Source organism: Membranihabitans marinus (genome assembly GCF_019802045.1).
GTDB lineage: Bacteria > Bacteroidota > Bacteroidia > Chitinophagales > Saprospiraceae > Membranihabitans > Membranihabitans marinus_A.
Genome location: NZ_JAHVHU010000002.1, coordinates 83,702 through 98,700 on the forward strand (window position 1 = coordinate 83,702; position 14,999 = coordinate 98,700).

Here is a 14,999-nt window from a genome sequence, read left to right on the forward strand (position 1 = left end):
TTGTGGTAAATTGCTAAAATACAAAAAACTTAGTTGCCGATTTGAAAACTAAACTCATCAAAATCTGCGGTTCGCCAGGCATGCTTTTTGGTAGTCGGAGATATTCCAAAATAAGGAGAATACGTTTTTACGTGGACGGTTCGGCCATCTGGATCAAACTCCAGGTACCGCAACCAGCCATCACCCCCATTTCCGTGCCAGCCGCCTCCTAGCGCCTGGGCATTAAAGACCATCTGTGTGACTTCCTTCCCGTCTTTTCGCTGCGCTTGTTTAAAGGCAGTATGGCCTTTAAAATCATTGGGTGCTCCAATGTGTCCTGCGATGACCATCACAATGTTCTGTGAAGGATAGACTAACTTATCCCAGATTGCTTGCCCGTAGTTCCCGTCTTCGATGGGGTAGTTTTCTTTTTCGATGAGTTCGTTTTTATTGTTCATGTAGGAATGGGTGAGCACAATAACCCGGTGATTTTTATATTTTTCCTGACCTATCGCCTGGCCAGCCCATTCCAGTACTTGATCGCGGGGTGCAAACTCCAGATTAAGTACCAGGTATTTTTGCTGCTGATGGCCTTCAAATTCGAACAAGGCATTGGCCAAGGTGGGCATACCATCCTCGGTATAATAGTACTCGCGCAGGATGGATTCATTGATCAAATTTCGGTCCGCCGTAATATATTTATTGTAGTAGGTGTGCCGGCTTTCGATATTCTTGTAACCAAAGTCATGGTTTCCGGCAGCCAGCACATAAGGCATCCGGTTGTCCAGGCGACTGATGGAACGATCAATGGCACGCCATTGATTAATCGAGCTCTGGTCTCCGTTTTTGCCAACACCCCGGATGACGTTGTTTTGTTCCACCAAATCCCCCGTGCAGACCACCATTTGTATGTTCAGGGAGTTCTGGTTCTGTGCGATCCAGGCGGTCATCAGTTCAAGAATGCCCTGGTTCCTGGCAAATTTCACATAGGTTTGCGGATCTGGGAGTATGACCAGAGACCAGCTGTCTTCGTTTTTCAGCTGTGGTTCAGGAATACTTACCTTTTGACCAATGGCATGATGGGATAAAAACAAAACAATACAAGCAATCCAACAGTACTTCATGATTTCTACTTTTTTTGTAAACGTACAAATTTATATGAATTCTCAAGTCTTTCTGCACTTATTGTCTGAATCAGGCGATTCGTGAGTCTGCCTAGGCTATAACTTTTGTCCTTAATTGCCGGCAGACAGGCGTCAAACGTCCCCAATCTGTGGGGAGGGAAGCGCCTGGAAGGCGTATAATAATTTATGAAACAGATCAAAGTTCACTATTTCAAACCCCTTCACCTTCACCATCACGATGCCTGTGCCTGATTCGAGTGGTCTATCATCCGCCAATTGTCTTCTTTGTAGTTTTTTATTTCCATGATGGATGCGGGCATATAGAATCCTTCTTCGTCCAATGCCTCCAGGACCTCTGTGACGACCATGGTTCGTAACCCGGGTATATTAAACTCCGGTTTGTCTGTTACCAGCCAAAAATGGACTTCGAGATTGAGGGTGCTCGAGCCCAAGTCCTTAACGACGATTTGTGGATCTTTCCCCGTGCCAAGTCCATTGTTCAATCCTCGGATGGTCCTGTGGATGATGTCAATGGCCTTCGTGATGTTTTCACTGTAATCCAGGCCGACTATAAATGAATCTCTGAAATAGCCGTCCAGGGTGTAGTTTATAATGGGATTTTTGATGATGATGGAGTTGGGGATAAAGACGTCCTTGCCATCCAGGGTTTTGACCAAAGTTTCCCGGAGGTTGAGTCCCGTTATCCGTCCTTTTATGCCTTGGACATCAACCATATCCCCAATTCGAAAGGGGCGTTTGAAAGCCAAAAATATTCCGGCTAAAAAATTTTCGCCGATATCCTTAAAGGCAAAGCCCAATATGACCGCCGATACGCCTGCGCCGGCCAGTAATTTGGTGGCGGCGCCATCCAGTCCACCGGCATCCAAGGCAATCACAATCCCTACTATGACCATTAGAATGTAAATCATGCGTACGATGAATTGGGCGATTAACAGGTCATCTGTTCTTTTCAACAGGTATTTTCTCAAGAGTCGTCTGATGAGCCCGGCCACAAAAAGAACTACGATAAATACCGTGATACCGATCAATACACCGGGTACCCAGGCCACCAGCGTGTGGTAATACTTTCCAAATTCTGACCAAACGTCGTTGATAAATTGTTCCATAGTTGATTATTTTTGAAAGTAAGATAAGAAAATAGTTGGTGGACGGTAGTCAACAGTGATTGGTAATTAGCACATTAGCTGCGCTCAGCCGGCACCGGTTCGGCTGCTTAACGCTAGGTATGCGTTGCTGTTTGTGGCGTGGCGGCTACGCCCGTTTGGTAGCCTATGGGCGTTTGGGCACTGCGTGCATTTGGGCTTTCAGCCGTTTGGGAGAGCTTCGCCCGTTTGGGGCCTGCGGCCGTTTGTAGTTTGGGAGTTTGGTGCAAACTACAAACAGTGCCACTTAACATTGGAATGTCCCCAGAAAGACTACATACCCATATAACTGAAGAACCAAATCATAACCCAAAAGCCAAACCACAAACCGAACCACGCAAGATGGGAAAGGTGCGGAACGAATAAACTGATTTTTAATTTTTAGGATGAGTTCGATGCTTTTGAACCAAGCCACAACCAGTACCTCATAACGCTGGAAAATCCAGGAAAGGCTCAGCAAATTTCTAAAATCAAGAATGAGCTCCAAACTTAAGCACCAATCAACTAACTATAAATCCTATCTTTAAAGCCAAAACCCATTTATGGCTCGTCCGCATATTTTGATTATTCCACCTTGGTTTGATATTGATTTTCAGTCCAATTTTTCGAAAAGTTACCACCAATGGGCGCGGGATATTGCCGACCGGTTTGATGCAAAAGTTGGATTGCTATTTGGAGAATTTTCACCGGGACAAATACAGCGGGAATATGTACAGAAAGAGGATTTGAACTACCATTATCTGGGGGTAAAAGGATGGGGGCTGCCCAAAGTAGGGGTGGGGTGGTGGCTCTGGAAGCGACAATATGTCAACGCTTATCAGGAATATGCTCGTCGATATGGACGCCCCACGGTGATTCATGGTCATTCCCTATTGGGGTTGATCGCCGCGGAGGCCATGCATCGGCACAGCGAGGTTCCCTTGGTGTACACTGAGGTGTTGGGCGCTTTTATTGAAGGAAGTGTAGCAACCAGGTTGGTGCGGCAGGGTCGGAAGGCAGTGCGGAACGCTGCCTTTGTTTGTGGGATCAGTCCGGGCATGGTGGATGCATTGCAAAAGACCTTTGGTGTGCCGGCAGAATTGATCGCTCTCTATGTAGATGACGCTGTTTTTTCTCCGGAACCACGACAAGAAGGACCGCCACAGTTTATTTCCATCGGAGCACCGGCCCATACCAAAGGGATGGATGTCCTGATCGAGGCGATGGCTTTGGTGGTCCAAAAGCTTCCTGATTGCCGGCTAATTCTGGTTGACGATATCCCCGAGCAGCGAGAACTTGAAAATCAGCTGCGACAGCTTCGGTTGGAAGATCGTGTTCGCTTTGTAGGAGAAATGCCGCACGACCACATCCCGGATTATATTCACCAGTCGCATGTCCTGATATCGGCTTCGCGCTACGAAAGTCTTGGATTTACCATGCTGGAAGCCTTGTCCTGCGGCCGGCCGGTGGTGGCTACCGACACGCCGGGTGCCCAGTTCATTGTAGAAGATGGACTGGGCGAGATCGTTCCCAAAGAAGATCCCAAAAAACTGGCTGATGCGATGGTTCAAGTTTACTTGAACCGGTCTGCATATGATCCCGTAGATTTGCATGTACGTATTCAAACCCGTTTTGGGAAAGACAGGATTCTGGACCAATGGATGACCATTTATCAACGCGTTTCAAATCAGAGCAATCTATGAAAGTGATCACCGATCAGGCTTTATACCGCCAGCTGATTCCGGCTAATGCACCGCTGTATCTTCAGCCGGCGTGGATGGATGTGTTCAGCACAGACTGGAATGCCCGCATCGGTCTGGATGATAGCGGAGATCCGGTCTGGCTCTGGCCCTACCAGGTCAAGTCCCGGTATGGATTGACAAAGTATGGCCGGGTGCCCTTTAGTCCGGACAACGGGCCGGTATTTTTACAGCAGTCCGAAGGGAGTGGTTTTGATCCTGGCGCATTGCGATGGCCGTCGGTGTGTGTGGTTGATGACCGGCGGAATGCATTGAATCAGGAAGAAATGGTGGGAAAGACGTGGCGTCGTCAGAAACGGTCGTATCAATACTTTGATTTGCAGGAATACCCGAAGGACTTTCGGGGTGTTTCAAGTTCCAAACGAAACCGGATGAGAAAGAATAGCACGTATAAATTTGTTCGTTTTGATGAGTTGGCTCAGCCCGGATTTTTATTTAAGACTTTTTTTGACTCGATGGGGCAAACAGGCATTACAAATGACGTGATGGAGCGTTGGAAACGAGACCTGGACTGTTCATTTGATCAGTATTTATTTGGCTTGCTTGATGACGTTGGGAACATCTTGTCGGCGCAATGGAGGATTGGTTATCAGGATACGGTATATGGCTGGCAGGCCGCACGTCATCCTCAATTTCCCACAGCCGGAGCCCAGGAGCTATTGCTATGGCATGTATTGCAATGGGCCCGGAATGACTACCGCATTTATGACTTGGGTGGTTCTTCGATTCCCGGGGTCAGACAGTTTAATCTCGAGATGGGGGCAAAGGAGGTTGTCTATTCGCGGTATGTGCGATATCGACCGGGAATTCTCTCTACTATTATCTAGGTTAAGTATCGTATTCTCGGAAGGGGACTCTTCGGATCATCCTCGAGGTTTTGCTGCTCGCAGGAGCTCGCCGTTCCACATAGATGGATGTATAGTCATTGATCTTCGTTACCACTCAGACTGCATTTTTTCAGACACCCATTTTCCCTGGCCCGCAAAAGTCAAACGCCACGCGAAATTGGACTAGGTAATATGCCCAATTTGGGAATTTAAGCAAATAATGCACGGTGTAGTAGGCGTCTTAATAGATTGACGTGGTGAATAAAGTATGTTAGCTGCCCCCCCAGTGTCGAACTTTGCATGTGTTCCACAAAAAAAGTCTCTGTTTTGCTAAATGGGCAGATTGCAAATGGGGAAAGAAGACCTGCGGTGGTGTCTGGTACTTGAAGAAAGATCTTGTATGAAGTGAGTGGTCCGCTAAAAACATACAGGGCGTGATGCCTTGGAGAATAATAAACCATTTTTCTGTATTGTTATGAAACTTCGTGTCCCTACCCTAAATGGCCAAAACACCATCTCAAAATGGAAATGAAAAATCTACAACCAAAAATCTAAAATAAACTGATATATTGGGCGTGATCTTAAACAAAACGCCGCCTTCATGGGAAAATTTATCAAGGTTCGCCTTTCATTATTGATGTTTTTGGAATTCTTTGTATGGGGTTCCTGGTACACCACCGTAGCCGTGTATATGTCGCAGCACGGGATGGAGAACCTGACGCACTGGCCATTTACGGGGAATGCCATTGCGGCTATTGTAGCCCCGTTTATTGTCGGCATGGTGGCTGACCGGTATTTTAATTCAGAACGAATCCTGGGATTTTTGCATCTGCTGGGAGGCGTGATCCTCTTTATGACGCCCTCGTTCTATCAGACGCCGTGGTTGTTTATTAGTGCGCTGGTGTTGTACAATATTTGTTTTATGCCGACCATGAGTCTGGCCAATTCGCTGAGTTTTCACAACATTAATGATCAGGAAAAGGAGTTTCCTGTGATCCGTACCTTTGGCACCGTGGGCTGGATCGTGGCGGGACTAACGATCAGTTTTGTACTTGGGAATTTTATTTCCTCTGATCTTCAGCCGGAACAAACGGCCATTCCGGTATATATGGCTGCTGGATTTAGTGTGTTGCTGGGATTGTATTGCTTCACTTTACCCAAAACACCACCGCAGGCCAAAGGAGAAAAAAGCACTTGGCAGGAGGTTGTCGGGGTGGAGGCATTGCGAAAACTGTGGAGTCAGCCTTTTGCCGTTTTTCTGATCAGTTCCATTCTCATATCCATTCCGTTGGCGGCCTATTATAATTTTACCCAGGTTTATCTGGTTAATACCGGTTTTAAAAATATCGCAGCAACCCAGACGATCGGCCAAATGTCAGAATTCGTATTTATGCTTTTGATGCCGTTGTTTTTCGTGCGTCTGGGGGTTAAGAGAATGCTGGCGGTGGGTATGCTGGCCTGGGCCATTCGTTACTTTCTGTTTTCAGCCGGTGCGGTGGATTCCGTAACCTGGATGATTATTACGGGAATTGCTTTGCATGGGATCTGCTACGATTTCTTTTTTGTGACCGGTCAGATCTATGTTGACAAGAAAGCCGACAAGAAGATAAAAGGACAGGCTCAAGGACTCATTGTGTTGGCTACGTATGGGGTCGGGATGTTGATCGGAGCCCAGGTAGCTGGATTTATATTTAATCTGTATATTGGTGATTCGGCACAGATGTCTCTGGAGAACTGGAAAGCTTTCTGGCGGATTCCGGCTCTTTTTGCCTTGGGGGTGATGGCCTTTTTTATGATCTTTTTTAACGATAGAAAGGTCGAGAAAAAAATAACGACCACCTAAGGTGGAACCATTGATTTAATAAGAATTTAAACTATAAAAGTTATGCGTAAAGTTGCCATGCTCGGATCGGGATTTATAGCTCGTTTTTATGCAGATTCCCTGACCGGCTTAAGAAGTAAAGATCAGATTGTAAGCATTTACTCCCGGACAGAAAAGAATGCTCAAAAATTTGCTGAAGATTATAATGTTCCACATTATACTTCAGACATGGTGGCGTCGATCGAAAATGAGGAGGTGGATACAGTGATCATATCCCTGCCCAACCACCAACACGAAGAAGCTGTGATGGCTTGTGTGAAAGCCGGTAAAGGGGTGCTCTGCACCAAGCCCCTGGGCCGGACTGCAGAAGAAGCACTGCGTATGCTACGGGCGGTGGAAGAAGCCGGTGTATTCCACGGTTATCTGGAAGATCTGGTCTATACACCCAAGTACCTTAAAGCCCTCGAAAGCGTCCAAAAAGGAGCTTTGGGCAATATACTCTGGGCCCGGAGCCGGGAAGCCCACCCTGGGCCGCACTCTGAATGGTTCTGGGATAAAGAACTTGCCGGTGGTGGTTGTATTCTGGACTTGGGATGCCACTGCATCCAAATTGGCCGGGGGTACATCGGAAAAGATATCCGACCGGTGGAGGTGATGTGTTGGGCAGATACACAGGTCAAACCCATCGATGCCGAAGATCATGCGATTGGAATGGTGCGGTATGAGAATGGAGCCATTGGTCAATTTGAAGTGAGCTGGACCTTTCGGGGTGGATTGGATTTGCGGGATGAAGTGATGGGATCGGAAGGAACCATCTGGATCAATAATTTTCTGCGGACCGGATTTGATATGTTTACCTCCGGGGAAGGGTATGATTATGTGGCAGAAAAAGCGGAGACCAATAAAGGGTGGATTTTTCCGGTCGGCGATGAACTCCATGATCTGGGGTATAACTTCATGTTTACAGATATGTTCAATGCCATGGACAACGGGACAGAGCCGTCAGAAACCTTTTACGACGGCTATATCGTCAATGCCATCATGGACGCAGCGTATCGATCGGTTGATTCCAAAAAATGGGAGCCTATCGAGCTGGAAGTATGGCGCGGTCGGGAAAATGTCGAGAAGATTTCTTCCCAGCGGGATTATGATGAGGATCACTACCTTGTGAAAGAAGAGACGACCCATTATGGCGCCAAAAAATTAATTATCAAAAACAAAGAAACGGGAAAGATTTCCGAAATCATCGATGAAGGGTAGGGGATGCTTCGCTGTTGGGACGCTGACGCTTTGGTACGCTTCGCTGTTAGGGCGCTGCCCAGACGTGTTCATAGCACATTTGAGCTAATAGCCAATAGCTAAGAGCCAATAGCTAGTATAAGCCGTTAGCCGTTAGCTGTTAGCCCAGACGTGTTCATAGCACATTTGAGCTAAGAGCCAATAGCTGGTGTAAGCTGTTAGCCGTTAGCTCAGACGAGTACCATAGCTGGTACGAGCCAAGGGCTGCTTTTAGCTTTTAGCCTTTAGCTAGGATGTGTTCTTAGCACATTCGAGCTAATAGCTAAAGGCCAAGGGCTAATAGCTGCAATCAGCTCAGACGTGTTCATAGCACATTCGAGCTAATAGCCAATAGCCAATTGCTACCTGGCTAAGATCCAAAAAGATAAATATAAGATGAGAAATTTCAGAGAATTGGACATCTGGCAAAAATCAAGGAAACTTGTTAAAGAGATTTATCAAGTGACGAGAAATTTTCCGGCTGAAGAACGATATGGACTTTCTTCTCAAATACAAAGAGCAGGCGTTTCCATTCCTTCTAATATAGCGGAAGGATGTTCTCGAAAATCTGAAATCGAATTTACTCGTTTTCTTGAGATAGCTCAAGGCTCTGCGTTTGAAGTTGAAACACAATTAATATTGGCAAATGATCTTGGATATCTTCAAGATGATTTACTGAATGAGCTGATCATTGATATTCATTTTTTGCAACGGCAAATTAATAAATTGATTACAGTCATTCGGAAGAATTAGCGATTAGCTGTTAGCCGAGACGCGTTCATAGCACATTCGAGCTAATAGCTAAAAGCCAAGGGCTAATAGCTGCAATCAGCTCAGGCGTGTTCATAGCGCATTTGAGCTAATAGCTAAAGGCCAAGGGCTAATAACTGCAATCAGCTCAGGCGTGTTCATAGCACATTCGAGCTAATAGCTAAAGGCCAAGGGCTAATAGCTGCAATCAGCTCAGGCGTGTTCATACCACATGCTAGCCAAAAGCCAATAGCCAAGGGCCAACAGCCAATAGCCATTAACCAATCACTTTATCCGAAAGGGGTTCTACGATAAAAAAGCCATCTTCCCCTTGTTCCTGATAGTGGGGCATTACGATGAGACCTGTGGAAGGAGCATAAATGGGGCCGTTGATGTCGTTGGCTAATAATTGATTTTCGTGGATGGGGTCGAAGTTTTGAAAACCCGGTTCCATGCGGAACTGGTCTCCTTCCACGATTTTATGGGTATATATCAACCTTGAATGGATGGGATGACCAGCAGCGTACTCATGAAGAATGCGATGATGGCGGGGTTCGATGTGTAGCTTTTCGACTGCGCCGACTGAACTCAGAAAGTTTACTGCGGCTGCAATACACCGGTTGACAGACAATGGGTCTTCATGTTGACCCGCTTCAAAGCACAGGGCGGTGCAATTCTGATGCACATTATCTGCATTGAGGTAATGAAGAATCGTCCCTTTGATTCCTCGAAGAAACCCTTCGATTACCGGTGCTTTTAAGTCCAGGCTGATCTCCAGTGCTTCCGGCGAATCGTTGATAATAGTGAATATCCCACCAGCCGCTGTCGTGGTATGCAGATCGAGCACAAATATTTCATCCGGGTGATAATCAGCGATCGAATTTTTAATAAAATCAATAATTTCCACCAATTCTTTTTCTTCGGCAGTGCGCTCTTCCTTGGTGAGTACGGTTTGCAATAAATCATTCCGAAACATCCGGTTCAGATCGCGGTTGATGTATCGTTTATTGACTTTCTGCGCTTGAATATTCCCGCGTATTGCAATAAGTCGGCCTGTAAATTGGAAAGCTTCGTTGGTGATGTGTTCTACCTCAAGCATTTTAATAAGGTACTCCAGGGCTTTTAATCCGGCTTTTTCATTCCCATGGATACCCCCGATCATAATAATCAGTGGGCCACGTCGATTTTCATCAAACACACCGATCAGGCGTTGGTCATCGGCCCGATGAGTTTGCGGACGGGTATGAGCTGCTCTGTGGAAGTTAGTGCTCATATTAGTCCGAATCTTTTACTGCATATTCTGTTTCGGGTTCGCCCAGGATGTGGATTCGACTGTTGGACATGGAAAGTATACTCGAAGCAGAATACAAACCGATCAGATCACCTTCAAATTGGTAATCGACCAGGGTAAGTATGACCCGGTCATCGATGCTCAATTCGATGTAATATCCGTACCTGATAAGTCGAAATTGTATTTTTCGATCCGGCGATGGTTTGAAAAGTCCGGTCTGAAGGTTGTCAAACTTAAAGTTGTTCAGGTAATCATCCGGATTGAATCCCCATCGACGGATCTGCACATATCCGTTGACAAAATCCATAGAGATAAAGTATCCGTTGCCATCTTCGTCGATATTGAGCACAAAACCACTTTTTCCCATCCCTTCCAAGTGTAATTCTCCTTCCCAGATAAAGTTGTCAGCCGGTTTTTGAAAGGCATATGCTTCATACCCGGATATTGATTGAAAGGTCCATTTCTGGCTTTGAATTTCCATACTGGCTGTACTGTTTTTAAACGTTGGAATAACATCTGCAAAATCAGGTTGATAAATAGTGTTTTGAATGTTGTTCTCCCAGCCGTAAAAACTCTTCAGATACAGCCTGCCTTTTTGATCCACAGCGACTTCTTTGGGCGGGGGCAGTACGCGTTTGTAGTTAATCTCTCTGTTAAGATAATAAAAGTTATAGATGAGTACGTGTTCATTGTCCTGGATAATACGTGCGGCATAATTGCCTTGCGGCATCAATACATCGGAGTGAAAACTCAAATACGGTCCCTGAAACTCATCCGAATACCAATACCTCACTTTGATGTCTTCCCGGATAGAGCCCAGCAGATAAAACCGATCGTTTATCTGAACGATGCAGGGACATTCCACATCGTCGTACGCTATGGGGAATAGAAGTGGTTTTTTGAGTACCCACTCCTCATCTTCCAGCTTGGCCAATCCTACACATCCCCTGCGACTGATGGGACCATGACTGCTTCGTCCACAGAAAAGCAAGTAATGGCTGCCCTCGTGCGTGAATCGATAAGGGTCCCGGAAACTCAGCCAGGTACGGGGGTTGTTGTCGAGGTTTTCATAATAGGGACCCAGTGAGGTCAGGGGAAAATTGTAATTGTTTTCCTTTTCCCAGTCGTATAAGTTGTGGGATTTGGCGCGACCAATTTTTTGAATGGTTCCCTTATCGGATAACTTCAAGCCGGTATAATACATTTCGTAAACACCATCTCCTTCGGACACATCCATGGTCCACAGCATATCATCGTCCCACTCCCCGGGGTGACCGACGAAGAGCGCGTTTTTGACCCGGCGCCAGTTGTACCCATCTTTGGAAACAGCATGTGCGATGTAGTCATGGTTCGGAATGATCAGATGAAATAAATGGTAGGTGTCATCCATTTTAAACACCTCAATATCACCTATTTCCCAGTCTCTAAAGCCACTTCCTGTGTACATATATGTTGAATGAAATTTTTAAGTTGTAATTAATTTACCGGGACCGTGGCCCGGTCGGCTGATCTTTCAGCCAGAATCAATAGCCATAATGCCTGAGCCCCTCATTTATTCCATCGGCTGCTTTCCCCTTGGCCAGGTAAAGGTATTCATCCTCTTTGAGATAATTCAGTTCTTTGGATCGGTTTCCGACAATAATTCCCTTAATGGGCTTTCGGAACATATCCATATCATTGCCTGAATCCCCGCACGCTATAACATTGGCCAGTGGTATCGACCACTTTTGCGAGAGGTAACGAATAGCGTTTCCTTTGGAAGCATGAACGGGGAGAATATCCAAAAACTTCTGGTGGCTGTTCACCATGGTGATCTGGAAAAAATCTTTTCCCAAGGCATTGCGGAGGATTTCTTCATCGAAATCCACCGGGTCATAATAGTACGATATTTTATAAATGTCCTGGGCTTCTTCTTCCTGGGGCACGAGCCAGTGAACCGATTCCAGCTTTTCACGGATGCGGTCTGGGTTCCATTTAAAACTCAGGTAGTCCATCCAGTCGTCATCCAAGGATTGGCCACCCAGATCATAATAAATGCGTGCACCCACGGAACTGACGACGATGTCAACGTCCAAATCGATTTTTTGCATCACTTCCTGAATCAAAGGGTAGGAGCGACCGGACGCCACGGCAAAACAAAAATCGTCGCGGTGACGGGCTAAAAATTCTTTTAACTGATCCAGACCGGGAAATGAATCCTCGGAAGCAATCAAAGTACCATCGATGTCTGTGATTAAAAGATGACTGGCATTCCGAAGTCGATCAGCTTTTTCTGTCGGTATTTTGAGTTCTTTGGGTTTTCGGGGTTGCTTCGGCTCGAGCGTTTCCTGCAGCCACCCGGTATAAATATTGGTGTGCGATTCCCAGCTGTAGTACTTTTTTGCAGCGATGATGCCCTGATTGGAAAAACGGCGCCATTTGACTTCGTCGGTCAGGATGGTTTTCATCGCGTTACTGACTTCGTGCTTATCCAGCGGGTCAACGAGGTATCCGTTTTTGCATTTTGGAATGATTTCCGAAGGGCCGCCATTCTTGGTCACTACCACCGGAAGGCCGGTAGCTGCGGCTTCTATTGTTGTCAACCCAAAATTTTCATGAAGTGATAAATTGATAAACAACCCTCGTTTTTCCGCACAGTATTGATAAATCAGGCTGACTTCGTTGTCGATATCATGTTTTTTGGGAATGGCCAGTTTGCCATATAAATCGTATTTGTCCATCAACAGGAGCATCTCGGTGAGTACTTCTTTTTCGGCCTCTGGCATATTGGTGATGTCTTTTCGGATGCCGGCAAAAATCACGAGATTGGCCAGTGATTGAATTTCCTTGTTGCTCCCATAGGCATCGATCAGCGTATGAAGATTTTTTCGTCGATCCGGGCGGGCGAGCGCGAGTATAGCCGGTTTATTTGGGTTGACCAGAAACTTTTCGATGGATTGACTGACCCAATATTTTCGCTGCATCACTTCTTGTTGGATTTCCTCGTTGTCGAGGTGTTGCTTGTAATACGGGTAGAATTTTTCGATATCTATGCCCGGCGGCAAGACGTGAAAAGTAGCTTTTTGATAATTGTCATAAGCTTCCCAGTCGCTGATTTCCTGATAAGTCGATGTGATAATGAATTCCGCCAGAGCCAGACAAGCTTCCTCAGCCGCAATCCGCAAGGAGAATTTGAATTTTTCCTCAGCTTCCTCCTCGGACAGCCCCATGTCTTTCATCTTACTTTTCTTGGACCGGCCCAGTGAATGGGCGGTATGCGCGAAAGGAATGTTTAGTTTGAGTGACAACTCCTTAGCCACATATCCGGCGTCACCATAATGACTGTGCATCCAGTCAGGAAAAATATCGTGGGTTTTCATGTGTTTCTCCGCATTCTCCACGAACTCGTCCAGATGTTCCCAGAGTTCTTCTTTTTTACGATAAAGATTTCCGGCAAATGGAATTCTTCGGATATCACATTTAGCGTTTATTTCTTCTATTTCCTGACTGTAGGCGTCATCTTCATTGGGGTCATCGATGAGTCGTGTAAATATATGAACGAATTCTACATCAGGATTTTGTGAAAGATGGCGTGCGAGTTCATACACGTAGATGATTTGACCGCCATTGTCCGCATCTTTTCCGATCTCGAGGCCGTCGCTTTTGATGAGTCCGTGAATGTTATAGAGATGTATTCGTTTCATATGCACATTTAAGATTTTTGGTAAACCGCTGCAATAATTGCTGGTTTCAATAAACTAAATATAAGAGAATTCGGTGTATTATAAAAGTGAAATGGTTCTTTGAGTTTATGGGACGGAGAACACCAAGGTGATAAAAGTCATTGCGAAAAGGAGCATTGGGTGGGGGATCCGCAGTTTGATTGTGGAGAAAATATTGTATATTACGGGTATGAAAATGCAATATCTTGTAGTCTCTTTCTTGTTTTTTATTTTTTCGATGGGATCGTGTACCGGTGATTCAGAATCCGGAGAAATGAATCCGGATCCTGCCGATGAGGTAGCATATGCGATCGAAAAGGCCATTCATAAAAAGGACTGGGATCAGACCAAATGGGTTCATTGGATTTTTCCTGGAAACCGGGAGCATCTATGGGATCGAGAACGCGGTTTTACCGAGGTGAAATGGGGTGATTACCGGGCTGTGATCAATGTGAATACGAAAGATGGTCGGATTTATAGAAATGACCAGCCCGTCGCTGGCCCGGAGAAAGATTCACTGCTTCAGAAAGCCTGGAGTGCACATATTAACGACGCCTTCTGGCTGAATGCTCCGGCTAATTTATTTGATGACGGAACCCAACGTTCTCTGGTGGATAAAGATGGAAAAACCGGCCTCAAGGTGGAGTACACGACGGGGGGTGTGACTCCGGGTGATCATTATATCTGGTACTATGATGATGATTATCTGCCGACAAAATGGGAAATGTATGTTTCTGTGATTTCAGAGCCCGGGGTGGAGTCGACCTGGGAAAAATGGATCACGCTGGAGAGTGGAGCGAAGATAGCCACCATTCATCAGACTGGTGATCGGGTCATGGAAATGAAAGCGGTAAAATCAGGGAATTCGTATCAGGATTTTGGAAGAGAGGAAGATCCTTTTGAGGGGTTGTAATGATTTTCCTCTTTGCTTTGACACCATTCAATGCATTTGGGCAGTACACCGAACTCTGGAAGAGCGTTACCCTGCTGCGAGTAAGGAAGACAATAGATTAAATCACACGGTCCAGATATCGAGGCCTGAAAGGGCGATGGCAAAACAGCGATGGGTGCCAACCCATCGAATAGATAAACAAGTTTTTCCTGAGCCCTAAAGGGGCGATGGTGTGAAATTGAGATTTACTTGCAACGAAACTTGTCATACATCGCCCTGTCAGGGCTCAAAATTAATTATTTACGAACAACCGATCCCAACCGAAGGTCGGGACCCACCGCTAATACACCGACGATCCTTCAGGTCTTTTTTATGAACTGTTCAAATATATACGTGCAGTTAATTCCATTTGAATTCATACTTGCCGTATATA

At 45.9% G+C, this 14,999-nt stretch carries 11 protein-coding genes; 6 read left to right on the forward strand and 5 right to left on the reverse strand.

The annotated features are described in order from the left end of the window. Positions 1-29: 29 nt before the first annotated feature. Together KUV50_RS00830 and KUV50_RS00835 are read right to left on the reverse strand one after the other, a co-directional pair. The gene (locus tag KUV50_RS00830; protein ID WP_222578182.1) at positions 30-1,103 is read right to left on the reverse strand and encodes a metallophosphoesterase; all 1,074 of its coding nucleotides are present in this window, start codon (positions 1,101-1,103) and stop codon (positions 30-32) included. Between the two features lie 233 nt (positions 1,104-1,336). Then, positions 1,337-2,230: a mechanosensitive ion channel family protein gene (locus KUV50_RS00835; protein ID WP_222578183.1), complete on the reverse strand. Its 894-nt coding sequence runs from the start codon at positions 2,228-2,230 to the stop codon at positions 1,337-1,339. A gap of 578 nt (positions 2,231-2,808) precedes the next feature. On the opposite strand from KUV50_RS00835, the gene KUV50_RS00840 reads away from it, so the two are divergent. From KUV50_RS00840 to KUV50_RS00860, 5 genes are all read left to right on the forward strand, one after another. Beyond that, entirely contained in the window at positions 2,809-3,948 is a 1,140-nt protein-coding gene (locus tag KUV50_RS00840; RefSeq protein ID WP_222578184.1) for a glycosyltransferase, read from the forward strand. Beyond that, positions 3,945-4,832 (forward strand): GNAT family N-acetyltransferase, encoded by an 888-nt coding sequence (locus tag KUV50_RS00845; protein WP_222578185.1) that lies wholly within the window; start codon positions 3,945-3,947, stop codon positions 4,830-4,832. Before KUV50_RS00840 ends, KUV50_RS00845 begins: the two co-directional genes overlap by 4 nt. Positions 4,833-5,433: 601 nt before the next feature. Next, positions 5,434-6,675, forward strand: a complete 1,242-nt coding sequence (locus KUV50_RS00850; RefSeq protein ID WP_222578186.1) for an MFS transporter — start codon at positions 5,434-5,436, stop codon at positions 6,673-6,675. A 42-nt stretch (positions 6,676-6,717) separates the two neighbouring features. Further along, positions 6,718-7,914 carry a Gfo/Idh/MocA family protein gene (locus KUV50_RS00855; protein WP_222578187.1) on the forward strand — a complete coding sequence of 399 codons (1,197 nt, stop codon included), beginning with the start codon at positions 6,718-6,720 and terminating at the stop codon, positions 7,912-7,914. 414 nt (positions 7,915-8,328) lie between these two features. Continuing rightward, positions 8,329-8,685 carry a four helix bundle protein gene (locus tag KUV50_RS00860; protein ID WP_222578188.1) on the forward strand — a complete coding sequence of 119 codons (357 nt, stop codon included), beginning with the start codon at positions 8,329-8,331 and terminating at the stop codon, positions 8,683-8,685. A gap of 274 nt (positions 8,686-8,959) precedes the next feature. On the opposite strand, the gene KUV50_RS00865 is transcribed toward KUV50_RS00860, so the two are convergent. The 3 genes from KUV50_RS00865 to KUV50_RS00875 all read right to left on the reverse strand — a co-directional run bounded on the left by KUV50_RS00865 (position 8,960) and on the right by KUV50_RS00875 (position 13,707). Beyond that, entirely contained in the window at positions 8,960-9,955 is a 996-nt protein-coding gene (locus KUV50_RS00865; protein ID WP_222578189.1) for a succinylglutamate desuccinylase/aspartoacylase family protein, read from the reverse strand. A 1-nt stretch (position 9,956) separates the two neighbouring features. After that, positions 9,957-11,420 carry a family 43 glycosylhydrolase gene (locus KUV50_RS00870; protein ID WP_222578190.1) on the reverse strand — a complete coding sequence of 488 codons (1,464 nt, stop codon included), beginning with the start codon at positions 11,418-11,420 and terminating at the stop codon, positions 9,957-9,959. Positions 11,421-11,496: 76 nt separating this feature from the next. After that, on the reverse strand, positions 11,497-13,707 hold the full coding sequence (locus KUV50_RS00875) for an HAD-IIB family hydrolase (RefSeq protein WP_410000023.1): 2,211 nt from the start codon (positions 13,705-13,707) through the stop codon (positions 11,497-11,499). Between the two features lie 163 nt (positions 13,708-13,870). Between KUV50_RS00875 and KUV50_RS00880 the strand changes: the two genes are divergently transcribed. Next, entirely contained in the window at positions 13,871-14,587 is a 717-nt protein-coding gene (locus KUV50_RS00880; protein WP_222578192.1) for a hypothetical protein, read from the forward strand. Positions 14,588-14,999 lie beyond the last annotated feature (412 nt).

Bases quoted from the DNA above. Each gene is read 5' to 3' on its own strand.
- KUV50_RS00830 (WP_222578182.1), bottom strand. From the start codon at position 1,103: ATGAAGTACTGTTGGATTGCTTGTATTGTTTTGTTTTTATCCCATCAT.
- KUV50_RS00835 (WP_222578183.1), bottom strand. From the start codon at position 2,230: ATGGAACAATTTATCAACGACGTTTGGTCAGAATTTGGAAAGTATTAC.
- KUV50_RS00840 (WP_222578184.1), top strand. From the start codon at position 2,809: ATGGCTCGTCCGCATATTTTGATTATTCCACCTTGGTTTGATATTGAT.
- KUV50_RS00845 (WP_222578185.1), top strand. From the start codon at position 3,945: ATGAAAGTGATCACCGATCAGGCTTTATACCGCCAGCTGATTCCGGCT.
- KUV50_RS00850 (WP_222578186.1), top strand. From the start codon at position 5,434: ATGGGAAAATTTATCAAGGTTCGCCTTTCATTATTGATGTTTTTGGAA.
- KUV50_RS00855 (WP_222578187.1), top strand. From the start codon at position 6,718: ATGCGTAAAGTTGCCATGCTCGGATCGGGATTTATAGCTCGTTTTTAT.
- KUV50_RS00860 (WP_222578188.1), top strand. From the start codon at position 8,329: ATGAGAAATTTCAGAGAATTGGACATCTGGCAAAAATCAAGGAAACTT.
- KUV50_RS00865 (WP_222578189.1), bottom strand. From the start codon at position 9,955: ATGAGCACTAACTTCCACAGAGCAGCTCATACCCGTCCGCAAACTCAT.
- KUV50_RS00870 (WP_222578190.1), bottom strand. From the start codon at position 11,420: ATGTACACAGGAAGTGGCTTTAGAGACTGGGAAATAGGTGATATTGAG.
- KUV50_RS00880 (WP_222578192.1), top strand. From the start codon at position 13,871: ATGCAATATCTTGTAGTCTCTTTCTTGTTTTTTATTTTTTCGATGGGA.